Source organism: Thalassovita aquimarina (assembly GCF_018219815.1).
Classification (GTDB): Bacteria; Pseudomonadota; Alphaproteobacteria; order Rhodobacterales; family Rhodobacteraceae; genus Thalassobius; species Thalassobius aquimarinus.
This window is the reverse complement of record NZ_JADMKU010000009.1, coordinates 145,325-160,350: the sequence shown is the minus strand read 5'-3', so window position 1 is coordinate 160,350 and position 15,026 is coordinate 145,325. Positions and strand designations below refer to the sequence as shown.

At 62.7% G+C, this 15,026-nt stretch carries 15 protein-coding genes; 4 read left to right on the top strand and 11 right to left on the bottom strand.

Translation table 11 applies throughout. The features are described from left to right. The 5 genes from IT775_RS11920 to IT775_RS11900 form a co-directional block, all read right to left on the bottom strand. A partial coding sequence (locus tag IT775_RS11920) for an FAD-dependent oxidoreductase (protein ID WP_212701341.1) occupies nt 1-89 on the bottom strand: 89 nt, incomplete at its 3' end. A 150-nt stretch (nt 90-239) separates the two neighbouring features. Continuing rightward, entirely contained in the window at nt 240-815 is a 576-nt protein-coding gene (locus IT775_RS11915; RefSeq protein ID WP_212701335.1) for a DUF924 family protein, read from the bottom strand. A 97-nt stretch (nt 816-912) separates the two neighbouring features. Further along, nucleotides 913-2,178 carry an MFS transporter gene (locus IT775_RS11910; RefSeq protein ID WP_212701334.1) on the bottom strand — a complete coding sequence of 422 codons (1,266 nt, stop codon included), beginning with the start codon at nt 2,176-2,178 and terminating at the stop codon, nt 913-915. A gap of 91 nt (nt 2,179-2,269) precedes the next feature. Continuing rightward, nucleotides 2,270-3,331 (bottom strand): tRNA preQ1(34) S-adenosylmethionine ribosyltransferase-isomerase QueA, encoded by a 1,062-nt coding sequence (queA, locus tag IT775_RS11905; RefSeq protein ID WP_212701333.1) that lies wholly within the window; start codon nt 3,329-3,331, stop codon nt 2,270-2,272. Then, nucleotides 3,328-6,606 carry a YhdP family protein gene (locus tag IT775_RS11900; protein WP_212701332.1) on the bottom strand — a complete coding sequence of 1,093 codons (3,279 nt, stop codon included), beginning with the start codon at nt 6,604-6,606 and terminating at the stop codon, nt 3,328-3,330. Before IT775_RS11900 ends, queA begins: the two co-directional genes overlap by 4 nt. A gap of 103 nt (nt 6,607-6,709) precedes the next feature. Here IT775_RS11900 and IT775_RS11895 point away from each other — a divergent pair, with 103 nt between their 5' ends. From IT775_RS11895 to IT775_RS11880, 4 genes are all read left to right on the top strand, one after another. Beyond that, the gene (locus IT775_RS11895) at nt 6,710-7,168 is read left to right on the top strand and encodes a peroxiredoxin (RefSeq protein WP_212701331.1); all 459 of its coding nucleotides are present in this window, start codon (nt 6,710-6,712) and stop codon (nt 7,166-7,168) included. 17 nt (nt 7,169-7,185) lie between these two features. Beyond that, entirely contained in the window at nt 7,186-7,992 is an 807-nt protein-coding gene (locus IT775_RS11890; protein ID WP_212701340.1) for a ferritin-like domain-containing protein, read from the top strand. Nucleotides 7,993-8,165: 173 nt separating this feature from the next. Further along, the gene (locus IT775_RS11885) at nt 8,166-9,503 is read left to right on the top strand and encodes a DUF5930 domain-containing protein (protein ID WP_212701330.1); all 1,338 of its coding nucleotides are present in this window, start codon (nt 8,166-8,168) and stop codon (nt 9,501-9,503) included. Continuing rightward, a complete protein-coding gene (locus IT775_RS11880) occupies nt 9,493-9,993 on the top strand; it encodes a bactofilin family protein (protein ID WP_212701329.1) in 501 nt (166 codons plus the stop codon). The genes IT775_RS11885 and IT775_RS11880 overlap by 11 nt, the downstream gene beginning before the upstream one ends. Nucleotides 9,994-10,139: 146 nt before the next feature. On the opposite strand, the gene IT775_RS11875 is transcribed toward IT775_RS11880, so the two are convergent. The 6 genes from IT775_RS11875 to IT775_RS11850 all read right to left on the bottom strand — a co-directional run bounded on the left by IT775_RS11875 (nt 10,140) and on the right by IT775_RS11850 (nt 15,015). Next, a complete protein-coding gene (locus tag IT775_RS11875; protein ID WP_212701328.1) occupies nt 10,140-10,817 on the bottom strand; it encodes an NYN domain-containing protein in 678 nt (225 codons plus the stop codon). A 218-nt stretch (nt 10,818-11,035) separates the two neighbouring features. Then, nucleotides 11,036-11,620 carry an HNH endonuclease gene (locus IT775_RS11870; protein ID WP_212701327.1) on the bottom strand — a complete coding sequence of 195 codons (585 nt, stop codon included), beginning with the start codon at nt 11,618-11,620 and terminating at the stop codon, nt 11,036-11,038. A 332-nt stretch (nt 11,621-11,952) separates the two neighbouring features. Further along, on the bottom strand, nt 11,953-12,618 hold the full coding sequence (locus tag IT775_RS11865) for an alpha/beta hydrolase (RefSeq protein WP_212701326.1): 666 nt from the start codon (nt 12,616-12,618) through the stop codon (nt 11,953-11,955). Beyond that, nucleotides 12,615-13,244, bottom strand: coding sequence for a DNA-3-methyladenine glycosylase family protein (locus IT775_RS11860; protein ID WP_212701325.1), 630 nt, complete (start codon nt 13,242-13,244; stop codon nt 12,615-12,617). The genes IT775_RS11865 and IT775_RS11860 overlap by 4 nt, the downstream gene beginning before the upstream one ends. Further along, on the bottom strand, nt 13,241-13,969 hold the full coding sequence (locus IT775_RS11855) for a cobalt-precorrin-6A reductase (protein WP_212701324.1): 729 nt from the start codon (nt 13,967-13,969) through the stop codon (nt 13,241-13,243). Before IT775_RS11855 ends, IT775_RS11860 begins: the two co-directional genes overlap by 4 nt. Continuing rightward, complete coding sequence (locus IT775_RS11850) at nt 13,966-15,015, bottom strand: cobalt-precorrin-5B (C(1))-methyltransferase (protein ID WP_212701323.1); 1,050 nt, start codon at nt 15,013-15,015, stop codon at nt 13,966-13,968. Before IT775_RS11850 ends, IT775_RS11855 begins: the two co-directional genes overlap by 4 nt. Between the last annotated feature and the right edge of the window lie 11 nt (nt 15,016-15,026).

Sequence of the window (15,026 nt, the reverse complement as noted above, 5' to 3'; positions counted from 1 at the left end):
ACCTTCAGCCCCAGCTGCGCGGCCCGGATCGCGGCAACATACCCACCGGGACCAGCCCCGATCACGACGACATCAAATGCTTTGGACACAGTCAGCCCTCCGATTCCAAAATTAGTTTGATATTAAACTATTCCGGAATCGACATCAACGAGTACCGCGCGCTTCTGCGCGCTTTCACAGGCCAAACAGAGATAAGCCACTGGAATACAGTGGTTTAAAATTCCGGTAACCGCACAGGTTCAGCCGTTTTGCAATTGCCGGACCTTGCTGCCATAACCGCCCGCGGCCAGGAATTCGGTTTCATGCGCCGTGTCGTGACGGTGCAGCGCCTGATTCCGGTACGGGAAGCGGCCGAATTCACGGATCACATCGCGATGCGCCTTGGCATGGATAAGGTTCGCTGCCCCGGTTTCCGGCATCCGTTCGCACATCAGCCGCACGCATCGTTCCTGATCGCACAGGTTTTCCGAGTGCATCAGCGGCATGTAGAAAAACTGCCGCGCCGGTTCGTCGATCTTCATGTCCCACTTGTGATCGATCGCGTTCTTCGCTGCCGCCATCGCGGCGGCATCGCTGGCAAAGGCCTCGGCCTGACCACGAAACATATTACGCGGGAACTGATCCATCAGGATGATGTAGGCCAGCGCGCCGGAAGGATAGGTCAGCCACAGCGAATAGGCGCCGTCGCAGGCCGCTTTCCAAGCCGCCCCGAACCGATCCCGGATCGTGTTATCGATCTTCTCGTCGGTCGCATACCACCCGGACGGCCCAACTTCGTCCAGCCAGAAAGACAATACTTCCTCTGCTCTCACCATTGGCTGCCTCCTAACGCCTTTGGCAAACACTTACATGAAAATGTTACAGTCAGATTCAGACAGAATAACAGTAAATAATTGCAACAATCACGTAGTATTAGCTCGCGCTGCCCTCTTCTTCATCATCGCTAGCGCTATCAATGGCGTATTCCCGCGCAAACTCCACCGCGACCGAGGTCGCGGACTGCATGACGGGGGTATAGGCCGTCGTGTCTTCGGACGGAATCGCCGGCCGTTGCGTCATCCTGTAACCCGCGTACAGCGCCACCGCGACCAGCAGGATGGCGATGATCGCGAAATAACCCTGCGGCCCAACCGCGCCCATGACGTAACCGGTGATCAGCGGCCCCGAAATCGCCCCCACCCCGTTGATGAAGACCAACCCGCCCGAGGCCGCGGCCATGTCATCGGCATCCAGGAAATCGTTGGTATAGGCCACCAACAGCGAATAGAGCGGATTCGAGGCGCCGCCGATCACGAAGGCAGATACCAGCAGCAGAGTGAAATTGCCGCCCAGCATCATTCCCAGCACCCCGCCGGCGCCGCCGATCGCCGCGACGATGCCGATCAGCAAGCGCCGGTCCATCCGGTCCGACATCAGCCCCAGCGGATATTGAAGCAACACGGCGCCGACATAGAAGGTCGCCACGAAGGTGGAAATCTCGCCCAGGCTCAGCCCGGCCTCGGTGCCGTAAACCGCCGCCATGCCGAATTGCGCGGCAAACACCCCGCCCATCAGGAACATGCCGACGCAGCCCAAGGGAGAAATGTCCATCAGTTGCTTCAGGCTCATCGGGGCGGTGGTGTCGAAGGCGGGTGTCGGATTGACTGACAACAGGATCGGCGCGAAGGAAATCGAAACCAATACCGACGGGATCACGAACAGCACGAAACCCGACGGATCGGCGGTCAGCAACAGCGCCTGAGCCGTGATGATGCCGATCATCTGCACGATCATGTAGAGCGACAGCGCCTTGCCCCGGTTTTCATTGGTCGCGGCATTGTTGAGCCAGCTTTCCGCGGTGACATACACGCCGGAAAAACAGAACCCGATCAATACCCGCCCGACGGTCCAGATCCACGGGTCGGCAAAGGTCGGGTACAGGATCAGCACAGCGGAGATCAGCGAGGCCAGCGCCGCGAAGACCCGCACATGGCCGACCCGCCGGATCATTTCCGGCGCCATCCGCGATCCGCCCAGGAAGCCGACGAAATAGGCCGACATCACGATCGACATCTCGAAGGTGGAAAACCCTTCGATCTGACCGCGCACGCCAAGCAGCGTGCCCTGAAGGCCGTTGCCGACCATCAGCAGCATCAATCCCAAAAACAGGGGCCAGGCGCTGGACAGAATCTGAATCATATCACCCTCACGAAAACAGACCCGAGGCTTATCTGCAACTTAACCTTCGGATGTATCGTGAAAACGACAAAGACTTGTCGGAAAGCGCCAATCAGGCGGGGCCGTTTTCCGGGATCAGCAGCGAAGCGTCGCCATAGGAAAAGAAACGATATCCCTCACTTACCGCGTGGTCATAGATCCGCTTGATCCGTTCCTGCCCGATCAGCGCCGACACCAGCATCATCAGGGTCGATTTGGGCAGGTGGAAATTGGTCATCAGCGCGTCGGCCACGTGGAATTCGAAACCGGGATAAATGAAAATGTCGGTTTCGCCGCGCCAGGGTTCGATCTGGCCTGACCGCGCGGCGCTTTCGATCAGCCTGAGCGCGGTGGTACCCACAGGGATCACCCGGCCGCCCGCCGCCTTGGTCGCGGCAATCTCGGCGGCGGCCCGTTCCGACACCTCGCCCCATTCGGCGTGCATCTTGTGGGTGGTCACATCCTCGACCTTGACCGGCAGGAAGGTCCCCGCCCCCACATGCAGCGTGACATGGGTGAAATCCACACCCCTGTCGCGCAGCGCCTGCAGCAGCGGTTCGTCGAAATGCAGCGATGCGGTGGGCGCGGCCACCGCGCCCAGGTTGGCGGCCCAGACCGTTTGATAATCCTGCTTGTCCTGATCGTCGGCGGCGCGCTTGGCCGCGATATAGGGCGGCAGCGGCATCGCGCCCGCCTCGGCCAGCGCGGCGTCGAAATCGTCGCCGGTCAGGTTGAAACGCAGTAGGCCCTGGCCTTCTTCCTTGGCCTCCAGCCGCGCCGACAGGGCGTCGGAAAACACGATCTCCTCGCCCTCGCGGATCTTCTTCAGCGGTTTCAGCAGCGCCGCCCAGGTGCCGTCGGCGCGCGGTTCCAGCAGGGTCGCTTCCATCCGGGCACGGGTTTCGCCCTCGGGGCCCATGCGCACCCGTTCGCCGGACAGCCGCGCCGGGATCACCTTGGTGTCGTTCAGCACCAGCCGGTCACCGGGGCGCAGCCAGCCCGGCAGGTCGAAGACATGGGCGTCGGTGATCGCGTCACCCTGGGCCACCAGAAGGCGGGCCGAGGAGCGCGGCTTTGCGGGCCGGGTGGCAATCAGGTGCTCCGGCAGTTCGAAATCGAAATCGCTGAGTTTCATTGGCTGACCTTTGGCGATGGGCGGCGGAATATCTCGCGGAACATGCCGGGTGTAAAGATCGACAATGGATTGACCTGAACCGAGGGTTTGTCAGGGCTGCCGCGCAGCGTGTAATTGAACCCGATCAGCCCCTCGCCCTTGCGGGTCAGGATCGAACCGATCGCGTTGAGCGCATAGATCGGCGAAAGCACCCCCTGAAAATCCATCCGGTTCTTCTTGAGGTCGAAGATTCCGTCCATCGACAATCCCATCGAGGCACCGACCGCGCTGCTTTTGCTCAGGATCACCTGATCCGGGGTGACGCGGAATTGCGCTTCGACCTCGCCGAACAGGATACCGGCGCCGCCCATCTGTTCCAGCAATCCCACCACGCTGATCGCGTGCAGCAAGGCGGCCAGCGCGGGCACCTCGCGGATGCGGATGTTTTCGATCTTCAGCCGGCCGTCATAGTTCCCTTCTTCCGCCACCGGGACCAGCCGCAGCGCAAGCGTGCCCTTGTGGCCCTTGTTCAGCAGCCCCGCCGCCGCGACGGCGGCCCCGGCATCGCTGGCGCTGAGGTCGAAACCGCTGCGCCCGCCGACCGGGAAGGCCCGACCGGTCACCGGTGCCTTGCCATTGATCCGCCCTGCGAAGGTGCCGGAGAAACCGCCCTCGGTGGTGAAATCGCCCCGGACACCGGTGAGAGCGATGGATTTGGTCACCTGCACCCGGTCCAGCGCAGCGCTGATCGGGCTTCCGCCCGAACCGCCGCCGCTGCTGGCGGTAACCGGCCTCTTGGTCAGGTCGATCGAGCCGCCGTTCACCTCGACCGCCGGCGCCATTCCCTTGCCGCGCCCGACCAAGGCCAGCGGCGCGTTCAGCCACGCGCCCGCAACCACCTGGTCCAGTTGCAGCCGGTCCAGCGTTCCCGCCTCGGTCAGGCTAAGCGTCCCGGCCGCGATCAGTCCGGGCGCCTGCAGCGACATCCGGTCAACGCTCAGCGGTTTCGACAGCAACCCGCCGACTTCGAAACTGCCGCCGGTGTCTTGCGCCAGGGCCCAGCCGAGTTCGGGCACCCTCAGCCCGATCCCCTTCAGGTCGCTCGACAGGGTGAACCGCGCAGGTTCGCCCTTTCGCAGGTCAAGTTCGAATACCCCGTCGCCGCGCCCCGACAGGGTATTTCGCGGCAGGGCAATGGAAAATTCGTCCAGAAACGCGCTCGACAGCTCGGCCACCCCATAGACGCGCGACCGGCCCTTGTCCTCCGGGCGCAGATCGTCTTCGAATACCGCGTCGAACGGCACCTGCCCGATCCGGCCTTTGCCGGAAATCGTCAGCAGGTCGTTTTGCGCCGACAGGTCCAACCGCGCCGCCCGCAGTTCCCTGCCCGGCACGATCTTGTCGCTGCGCAGGTTGCGCAGATCGGCGGTAATGTCGAAATTGACCTCTTCCGGCTTCAGTTTCTTTTTCAGCAACAGCTCCAGCGTCCCGTGCGCCTCGGCGCGACCATCGGCCAGGTCGACTGGGCGCTCCGCCTTCGTCATCAGGTGCAGCGGCTTGCTGTCCAACAGCGACAGCGCCGCAGTCACGGTGCTGGACGTGTCCAACACGATCCGTGCAGGGGTCGGCCGGATCGTGGTGTCGGGAATTATGATGGAACTGCCTGCGATATCGATCATACCGCCCTGCGCGGCGCGGATATGCCCCCGGTCGGCAGAGGCGGTGAACCTATTGCCACGGATCTCGGCATGACCCGATCCGCCTTCGATCGGGGGCATGTGGCGGGAAAACCGGACCTTGGCATCATCGAATTCGAACCCGGCATAAAGATCGTGCGGCTGGTTCGGCAGCTTGCGATAGGCCAGTTGCCCGCGCGACAGGGTAGCGCCGAGGATGTTTTCCGCCACCCAGGTCCGCGTCTTGGTCTTCAGGCTGTCGGGCCAGAGCTTCAGCACCACGTCGGGATCGAGCTTTGATGCTTGCCCCAGCACCGCCATTCGCCAGCCGTCGGGTTCCGCCGCCGCCTCGCCGCTCAGCACGACAACCTGACCCTGCTCCTCCAGCATCAATTCGCCCATGTGCAGCACGAAGGGATTCAGCTCCATCCGGAAACTCATCTGCGCCGCGTCCAACGACAGGGGCGCGTCCAGCAGGTCGTCGGGATTCGCCGACAGCCCGGTCAGGGTGAACTGACCCAGAAATTCCTCGGGCATGCCGGTTTCCAGCCCCTGCAGGATTGCCTTGCCCTCGGCGCGCGCGGTGATCCATTCGCTGGCGATCGACACCTCGTCGAACACCAATGTCTGGGCATCGGGAAAATAGGTGAAATAGGTTCGCGCCGTGTTGAACGGGATGGGGCGGGTCTGATCGGTGGGCTGGATCACCCCGTCCGCGATCTGGACCGTGCCGCTTATTTCACCGAACCCGGTTTCGTTCACAGACCCACGCAGCGCACCCGAAATCGGCGCCCGCACCACGTCGAGCCAGGCCACCGCCGCGCTCTGCACCGCGATGTCCTGCGCCGGCATGTCCTCGAAGATCATGCCGAAATGCGCCTCGGGCATCCCAATCGTGCTTTCGAAATTCAGTTCGACCGTGGTGGCGTAGTCGAGCCCCGATAACAGCGCCAGATCGCCGCCGATGCGCAGGTCGTCGCCCTCGCGGGTCAACCGCAGCCGGCCGCCGTCGATGGTCCAGGCCCGGCCCGAACGCAGGTCTTCGTAACGCACGATCAGCGCGTCGGCGTCGATCCGGGTCAGGTTGCGCAACTGCGGGCTCAGCAGCAGCGCATCGAGCCCCGCTTTGAGTTCCTGTATGCTGGCGGCCTGTTCCACCTGCGGCAGCGTCGACCCGAAGGACAGGTCAAAAGACCCGTCCTTGCGCCGCGTGACGTGGATCGCCCCGCCCGACAGCCGCACCCGGCCCAGCTGCGCATCGCCCTTCAGCAACGGCTTCAGCGCCAACCCGGTTTCCAGATCCGACATCGCCAGAATCACCGGGCCGTCGGGTTGCGATATTTCCACGTCGCGCAGCTGTACCCTGGGTCGTCCATTGGCGGTGATCACGACGCTGAGCGCGCCGAAGCTCACATCCATGTCGGGTAAAAGTTGCGCCAGCCGCGCCTCGATCCGGTTGTGCAGCCAGGCGGGCGCCTGGATCGGGCGACCGATGGAGGAATAGATCAGCCAGGTGAGCAGCAACAGAACAGCAACGATTCCGCCACCGCTCCAAAGGGCGATCCGGCCGGCACGGCTGATTGGCCGCTTTTGCTGTTGATTGTCGTGCTTGGGGGGCATGCCCCGGTCTCCTGCTGCCCGGCCCGTCGGTGCGCGGTCTTTATTCTTGCGTCCGTAACGCTATACCTACCGCACAGAATAATCCACCGAATGAGGACATGCCGTGACCGATCGTCAAACCGCCCCCGATTTCACCCTGCCGCAGGATGGCGGCGATCCCGTAACCCTGTCGGCGCTGCGCCCGTCACCGGTGGTGCTGTTCTTCTATCCGCGCGACAACACGTCGGGATGCACCAAGGAGGCCAAGGCCTTTACCGCGCTGCAGGCGGACTTCGAAGCCGCGGGCGCCAAGGTGTTCGGCATATCCAAGGATGACATCGCGGCGCATGGGAAATTCCGCGCCAAGCAGGAGCTGGGCATCCCGCTTCTGTCCGACGCCGAGGGCACGACCTGCGAAGATTACGGCGTCTGGAAGGAAAAGTCCATGTACGGCAAGATGTTCTGGGGCATTGTTCGTTCGACCTTCCTGATCGACGGCGACGGCAATATCGCGCGCGAATGGCGCAAGGTGAAGGTTGACGGCCATGCCGAGGAAGTTCTGGACGCGGTGAAGGCACTGTGACCAAGACCCTGACCGAAATGGCGGTGGAGGTTCTGACCACCGCCGACGGGCGCGCGAAAACCGCGCTGTCGCATCGACACGCCGCCACCTGGTTTGCCGCGCGCGAGGCGGGCGAAACGATCCCGGTCGGCACCGCCAACCCGCCGCTGCGCCCGGCGCGGCCGGAAAAACCCGAACTTCTGGATCCGCGCGATGTTCCGCGCCGCCGCCCCGGCAGCCCGGCGGGCCGGATCGCCATCCTGCACGCGGTGGCGCATATCGAGCTGAACGCCGTGGACCTGCATTGGGACATCATCGCGCGGTTCGGGGATGTGCCGATGCCGCCAGGATTCTACGACGACTGGGTGAAATCGGCCGACGAGGAATCAAAGCACTTCAACCTGATCTGCGATTGCCTTGAAAACATGGGCAGTTTCTACGGCGCCCTGCCCGCCCATACCGGCATGTGGCGGGCCGCCGAAGACACCGCGGAGGACATCCTGGGCCGGCTGGCCGTGGTGCCGATGGTGCTGGAAGCGCGGGGACTGGACGTCACCCCGGGGATGATCGAGATCTTCGAGAAAGCCGGCGAAACCGACACCATCGAGGCTTTGAAGGTGATCTATGCCGAAGAGGTCGGCCATGTCGCCTATGGGTCGAAATGGTTCCACTTCCTGTGCGGGCGCTTTGATAAGGACCCCAAGGATGTGTTCCACGAACTGGTGCGGAAATATTTCCACGGCGCGCTGAAACCGCCCTTCAACGAGGAAAAGCGCGCCGACGCCGGATTGCCGCCCGATTTCTACTGGCCGCTGGCTGACCAAACGCCAGCGAAGGGGCGCTAATCCCTTCCCCAATAGGCGAGATTTCGCCTGTTGGGCGATTTTTGACCGCCCTGCGCGACGCGCCCCGCTAATTTGGTTGCCCACAGGTCAGGCTTTGGTAAACATTCGCCACAGCAGATATGCCGGCAGAGCATGTTGCTGCAATTGGGGATGGACAACAGAAGGACGGACGGGTGAAAACACGTCTCAAGGCACGTATCGACGCCATGCTGGAACCCTGGTTCCCCGAGCGGCGGCTGTTCCTGAAATCCGACAGCGAAACGCGTTTCATTCGCCTGCATCCCTCGACGCAGCTTTTCGCATTCGCGGGCGGCGCCGCCGTAGTGGCCTGGGCGATCGTGGCAACCGCCATCCTGCTCATGGACAGCATCGGGTCGGGCAATTTCCGCGAACAGGCCAAGCGCGATCAGCACACTTATGAAACCCGATTGAACCTGCTGGCCAGCGAACGCGACACCCGCGCCGACGAAGCGCAGGCCGCTCAGGCCCGGTTCAACCTGGCGCTGGACCAGATTTCGGACATGCAGACCGAGCTTCTGGCCTCGGAAACCGCGCGACGCGAACTGGAAACCGGGATCGAGGTGATCCAGGCAAACCTGCGCAAGACGATGAAACAGCGTGACGCGGCACGGCGCGAACTGGCTGTGCTGCAGGCCGAAAACGCCGAAGCCCACGAAGGCACCGGGCTTGCCGACGCCGGCGGAACCGTCAGCGAAACCGTCGATTTCCTTGTCGGGGCGCTGTCCGACACCGCCGCCGAGCGCGACAAGATCCTGGCCGATGCGCAGCAAGCGCTGAACACCGCCGACGAGCTTGAATTCGAAATCAAGCTGATGCGCGATCAGAACGAACAGATTTTCAGCCAGATCGAGGACGCGATGACCATTTCGGTCGAACCGCTGGACAAGATGTTCCGCGCCGCCGGGCTGAATACCGAAAGCCTGATCAGCCAGGTGCGCAAGACCTATTCGGGACAGGGCGGTCCGATGACACCGCTGTCCTTCTCGACCCGGGGCGAGGATCCCAGCGACGACGAATTGCGCGCCAACCGCATCCTGAACCAGCTTGATGCGCTGAACCTCTACCGCATCGCCGCCACAAAGGCGCCGTTCGCCAAGCCGGTGCACACCGCCGTGCGCTATACCAGCGGCTTCGGTTATCGCCGCGATCCCAAGACCGGCGGCCGCCGGCTGCACAAGGGATCGGATTTCGCCGGTCCCACCGGGACGCCGATCTTTGCCACCGCCGACGGCGTGGTGATCCATGCCGGCTGGGGCAGCGGCTATGGCCGGCTGATCAAGATCAAACATGCATTCGGGATCGAAACCCGTTATGCCCATCTGTCAAAAATTCGCGTGAAGGTCGGTCAAAGGGTCTCGCGCGGGGAACGTATCGGTGATATGGGAAACTCTGGACGTTCCACCGGCACCCATCTGCATTATGAGGTGCGCTCCGGCGGCAAGGCCGTCAATCCGATGATCTATATCAAGGCTGCAAACGATGTTTTCTAAAAGCAAAATCAACGAACCCGGTCCCAAGACCGCAGACGCTGCAAAACCCGCAGCCCCTGAAACACCCGCGGCGCCCAAGGGCGATTACAAGGCCCCCCCGGCCAAGGCCAAGCCGCCGGCATCGGTTCTGTCCTCGGACCTGCACATCACCGGCAACCTGAAGACCACCGGTGACATCCAGGTCGAAGGCACCGTCGAAGGCGACATCCGCGCCCACCTGCTGACCGTCGGCGAAACCGCCACCATCAAGGGCGAAATCGTCGCCGATGACGTGGTGATCAACGGCCGCATCGTCGGCCGCGTGCGCGGGCTGAAGGTCCGCCTGACCTCGACCGCACGGGTCGAAGGCGACATCATCCACAAGACCATCGCGATCGAATCCGGCGCCCATTTCGAAGGCTCGGTGCAACGCCAGGACGATCCGCTGACCAGCGGCAAGGGCGGCGCCAAGCCTGCCGCTGCCGGCCCGGCCCCGAAGGCCGAAGGCTGAACTTTCGCCCAGGTCTAGAATTGGAAAGGCGCCCCACGGGGCGCTTTTTTATTGAGCGTGGAAGATCGGGACGGCGGTTCAGACCTCCTCAACGACATCTGCCGAAACACGTTATATCGGTCTTCTATTCGCCCAAGCCTCAGGCGTCATTGCAGCGCAAAACCTTCAGGCCGAAACCGTACCTTTGCCTCGGGGCCACGTGGTTCAAGCTCGTAAAGCAACGGTCGCGCGGCCAAATAGGCGCGCCATGTTTTTTCGGGATAGGTGCTGATCTTTATGCCATGTGCTTTATGCATCTTAGGCCCGAGTTCCGCGACACGCATGCCCTGACCGTTCATGCTGTGCTGGGCAATCATGCTTCGGATTTTCACGTCAAACGCCGAGCAACCGCCTTCCGTCGTCTCCATGGAATCAAAATCATTTCGATTGGTTAGAGGAATGAATTTAGTGCACGCCAGCCGAAATCTCTCCGGCGTTTTTTCAGTGCCAAGTCCAAGCACATGCAATCCACGCTCGAGCATGCGTTGCCCCAAATGCGTGAAGTCGCCGTCTGACGTAGCAATCACGAAAGTTCCGACGCCACCTTCGAGAGCAAGTTCCATCGCATCTATACTCAACAGAAAATCTGCCGCGTTCTTGCCCGTGCCGGCATGCATCAATCGATAACCGGGCTTGTTGAGCCAATCTGATCGTTGGTTCAAATCGGCATAGACACGTGCGATGCTCACTTGGCCCAACTGACATGCTTCAAAAAGAACCTGATCGGAATGCTGCGCTCTTATGTTGTCGCCATCGACGAAAACTGCAATGCGTCTAGAAGACATGCTCCCGCTCCAAAACAACTCGAAATTACCAATTCAACAATCAACACTCTGCAAAACTTTATTCGTTCAGAGAAGGTAAAAGCACCAGCCTTTACGAAAGCGTCTTTACGCACTTGGAAAGCTTTATGTTTTTCGCTTCGATAGGTAGCCGCCATTACACCGTCTGGATCAAGGCTGAAACGGAAGCCTTGGCCAACCGGCGAACTTTAACCAGTCGCTCACGCCTCCAGCTCGGCATCCCAGTAGAGGAAGTCAAGCCAGCTGTCGTGCAAATGGTTGGGCGGGAACTTCCGCCCCACATTGCGCAACTCGTCCGCCGTTGGGCGGCGCGGCGGCTTGCGCAGATGCATCCCCGCCCGGCACAGGCTTTTCGACCCTTTCTTCAGGTTGCAGGGCGAACAGGCCGCCACCACGTTTTCCCAAGAGGTGATGCCCCCCGCGGCGCGCGGCACCACGTGGTCGAAAGTCAGGTCCCCCCTGCCGCCGCAATACTGGCAGCGGAATTCGTCCCTCAGAAATAAATTAAAGCGCGTGAAGGCCACGCGCTTTTGGGGTTTGACGTAATCTTTCAGAACTACGACCGAGGGTATCTTGATCCGGGTGCTCGGGCTTCGGACCTCGAAATCGTACTCGGCGACGATATCAACCCGGTCGAGCCAGACCGCCTTGATCGCCTCCTGCCAGGGCCACAGCGATAGCGGATAATAGGACAGCGGCCGGTAATCCGCGTTCAACACAAGCGCCGGGTGATGTTTCAACACCCCCCTTTCCCTGACAAATTCGTGCCTGAAATCTCCGTCCATGGCGATCAAATGCTCCCTGCCCTGTCTGCCCAAACGTGGCACCAAGGCGGGACATCCCGCCCCAGCTATAACTCAACTATATATCCTGTGTCTTTTCGGGCAAGCCCCACGACATACAGTATCGTCTCCCAAAGACCTAACGCAGCTTGGTGACAGTAAGGTGACGCATATTTGCGCAAAATCCAGCCCACGCCGCCCGCAGCGACCGCGACACACCGATGCCGATGGGCGGTTCCCCCCAAACAGCCCCCGCTTCTTCTTTAAAAAACATCCTGGGGTGAATTGGCCCGCAGGGCCAAGAGGGGCAAAGCTCCTCCCTTACAGCCCGCGCCTCAAAGCCCCAGCTTGTCGCGCATGAAGGCCAGCGCAACCGACAACCCGTCCGGTGCGATGCCATGCGCGGTGCCCTTCATGATATGGGCATAGACTTCCCTGAACCCGGCCTCCTGCAGCGCCTCGGCCGCTTCGGGCAGCGACTGCACCGGCACCACGTCGTCCTGATCGCCATGCACCAGCAGTACCGGCGGCTTCGACACCGCCTCGTCCCCCAGCAGGTCCGGCGACATCAACCGGCCCGAAAACGCGACGATCCCGGCCACTTCGTCTTCGCGCCGGGGCGCCACGTGCAGCGACATCATGGTGCCCTGGGAAAACCCGAACAGAACCATCTGTTCCGGCAACAGATCCTCGTCGATCAGTACCGCGTCGAGAAACGCGTTTAGATCGTCGACCGCCTGCATCATGCCGCGTTCGGCCTCTTCCTCGGAAGACCCGTCGATCCAGGGGATCGGGAACCATTGGTATCCGAACGGCGCCCCGGCACAGTTTTCCGGCGCGTCGGGCGCGACGAACAGCGTGTCGGGCAGATGGTCACCCAACGGATCGGCCAGCCCCAGAAGGTCCGCCCCGTTGGCGCCATAGCCGTGCAGAAACACCACCACCGACCGAGTCACGCCCGATTTGGGCTCTTTCCGTCCTGCCTGCAAAACCCGTGTCATCTGATCCCTTCCCTGTCCTTTGCCACGTGGTAATAGGTCCAGAGCTGCCGCGCTGCAACCGCGCGCCACGGGCTCCAGCGTTCGGCCATTTGCCGCAGCACCCGTTCCTTCGGCCGTTCCTCCAATCCATAAAGGATGCGCGCCGCTTCCTGCAGTGCCAGGTCGCCCGGCGCAAACACATCGGCCCGGCCCAGCGAAAACATCGCATAGATCTCCGCGGTCCAGACGCCGATTCCGGTGACGGCGGTCAGCACCTCGATCACCTCGTCGTTCGGGGCCTGACGCAGCGCGTCGTAATCGATCCCCGCCTCGGCCAGCGCCAGAGCGTAACGCGCCTTCTGACGGCTCAGCCCCACCTCGCGCAATTGCTCCGTCGTATTGGCGGCGATCGCCTCGGCGCTCAGCAGCCCGGCATCTTCCAACCGCCCCCAGATCGCATTGGCCGACGCCACGCTGACCTGTTGCGACACGATGGCGCTCAGCAATTGCGCAAACCCGTCGGGATTGCGGCGCAGCGGCAGCGGCCCGGTGGCGGCATGGGCCTCGGCCATCTTCGGGTCGTTGGCGCAAAGCCAGTCCACCCCTTCGGCCACGCAGTCGGGGGTTTCGATGATACGCCCGGTCATAGCTGATCCATCCAGTTCAAAGCCTCTTTTACAGTCGCCACCCGGCAGCCCTCCGGCTGCGGTGGCCGGTCGATCATCAGCACTCGAACACCCAGTTCCCGCGACGCGAGGAGTTTTGCGTAAGCCACTGTTCCACCAGAATTTTTCGTAACGACAAAATCCACCCTCAGTTCCGCCAACAGCGCCCTTTCGTCGTCGAGACGATACGGCGGCCGCGCCACCCGGTAGCGCCCGTTCGGATAGGGAAACGGCTCTGCCGGCGGATCGACCACACGCAGGATCACGTCGCAATCCGAAAGCTGCGCAAAACGCTCCAGCGACTTGCGCCCGGTCGCCAGCAACACGCGCGCCCCGGCGGGGATATGCTTTGCCGCCTCGGATTCGTCGGCGACATGGGTCCAATCGTCGCCCGGCCCGGCCCGCCACGCGGGGCGCAGCAACTGGCAATAGGGCAGCCCCCTTTGCCGCGCCACTTGCGCCGTGCGATGGCTGATCTTTGCGGCGAAAGGATGGGTCGCATCCAGGATCGCGGAAATGTTGCCCTGCTCCAGAAACGTTTCGAATCCCGCGCGCCCGCCGAAGCCCCCGGTCCGGGTCGGGATCGCAAGCGGTTCCGGTGCCCGGGTTTCGCCCGCAAGCGACGCGATGGTATCCACGCCGCGTTCCGCCAGCCCCCGCGCCACCTGCCGCGCCTCAAAAGTGCCAGCCAGCAACAGCAGGGTCATGCCGCCCCCGCATGGGCCAGGATGGTGCCGGCGCGATCGATGACGACGATATCGGCCACAACGTTCTCGGGCAGCATCGTCCGCACCTGTTCCAGCGCCTTTTTCGCCACTACATCCGCCAACTTTTCACCCACGATTTCATAGGCTTGCAAGGCGGTATTGCAACCCTCCATCCGCGCATCTCCCAGCCAATCGGCCAGCAGACCGAAATCCACCTGGCTGCGCCCTGAATGCAGATCGCGCGCGCCCTGCGCCAGCTTGGTGATCTTGCCGATTCCACCGCCCACCGTGACCCGGCCGACCGGGTGTCGGGCGATATACTTCAACATCCCGCCGGCGAAATCGCCCATGTCGATCATCGCCGCTTCGGGCAATCCGTGCAGCCGCCGCACCACCTTTTCCGAGGTCGCGCCGGTGCAGCCGGCAAAGTGCGACAGCCCCTCGGCCCGCGCCACGTCGACCCCGCGATGGATCGAGGCGATCCAGGCCGCACAGGAAAACGGCCGCACGATGCCGGTGGTGCCAAGGATCGACAACCCGCCCTTGATCCCCAGCCGCGGGTTCCATGTCTTCTGTGCGATCTCCGCGCCGCCGGGCACCGACACGGTGATACGCACATCCGGCCCCTGCCCCAGTCGCTTTGCCATTTCCTCGACCGTTTGCCGCATCATCTGGCGCGGCACCGGATTGATTGCCGGTTCGCCCGGCGGGATCGGCAGGCCGGGCTTGGTCACCGTGCCGACGCCGTCACCGGCGGCGAATTCCACCCCGCCGCCCGAGGCGTCAACCCGCACCCGGATCAGCGCGCCATGGGTCACGTCGGGATCGTCGCCGGCATCCTTGATGACGCCTGCCTCGGCCCAGTCACTTCCCTGACGGGCCTCGGCAATGGCGAATTCGGGCCTCTCGCCGCGTGGCAGGGTGATCCGCACCTTGTCGGGACGGGCTTCGCCCCACAGCATCATCAATGCCGCCCGCGTCGCGGCGGTGGCGCAGGCGCCCGTGGTCCAGCCACGGCGCAATTCGGTATCCGGTTTCCGGCTCATCGTCGCGACTA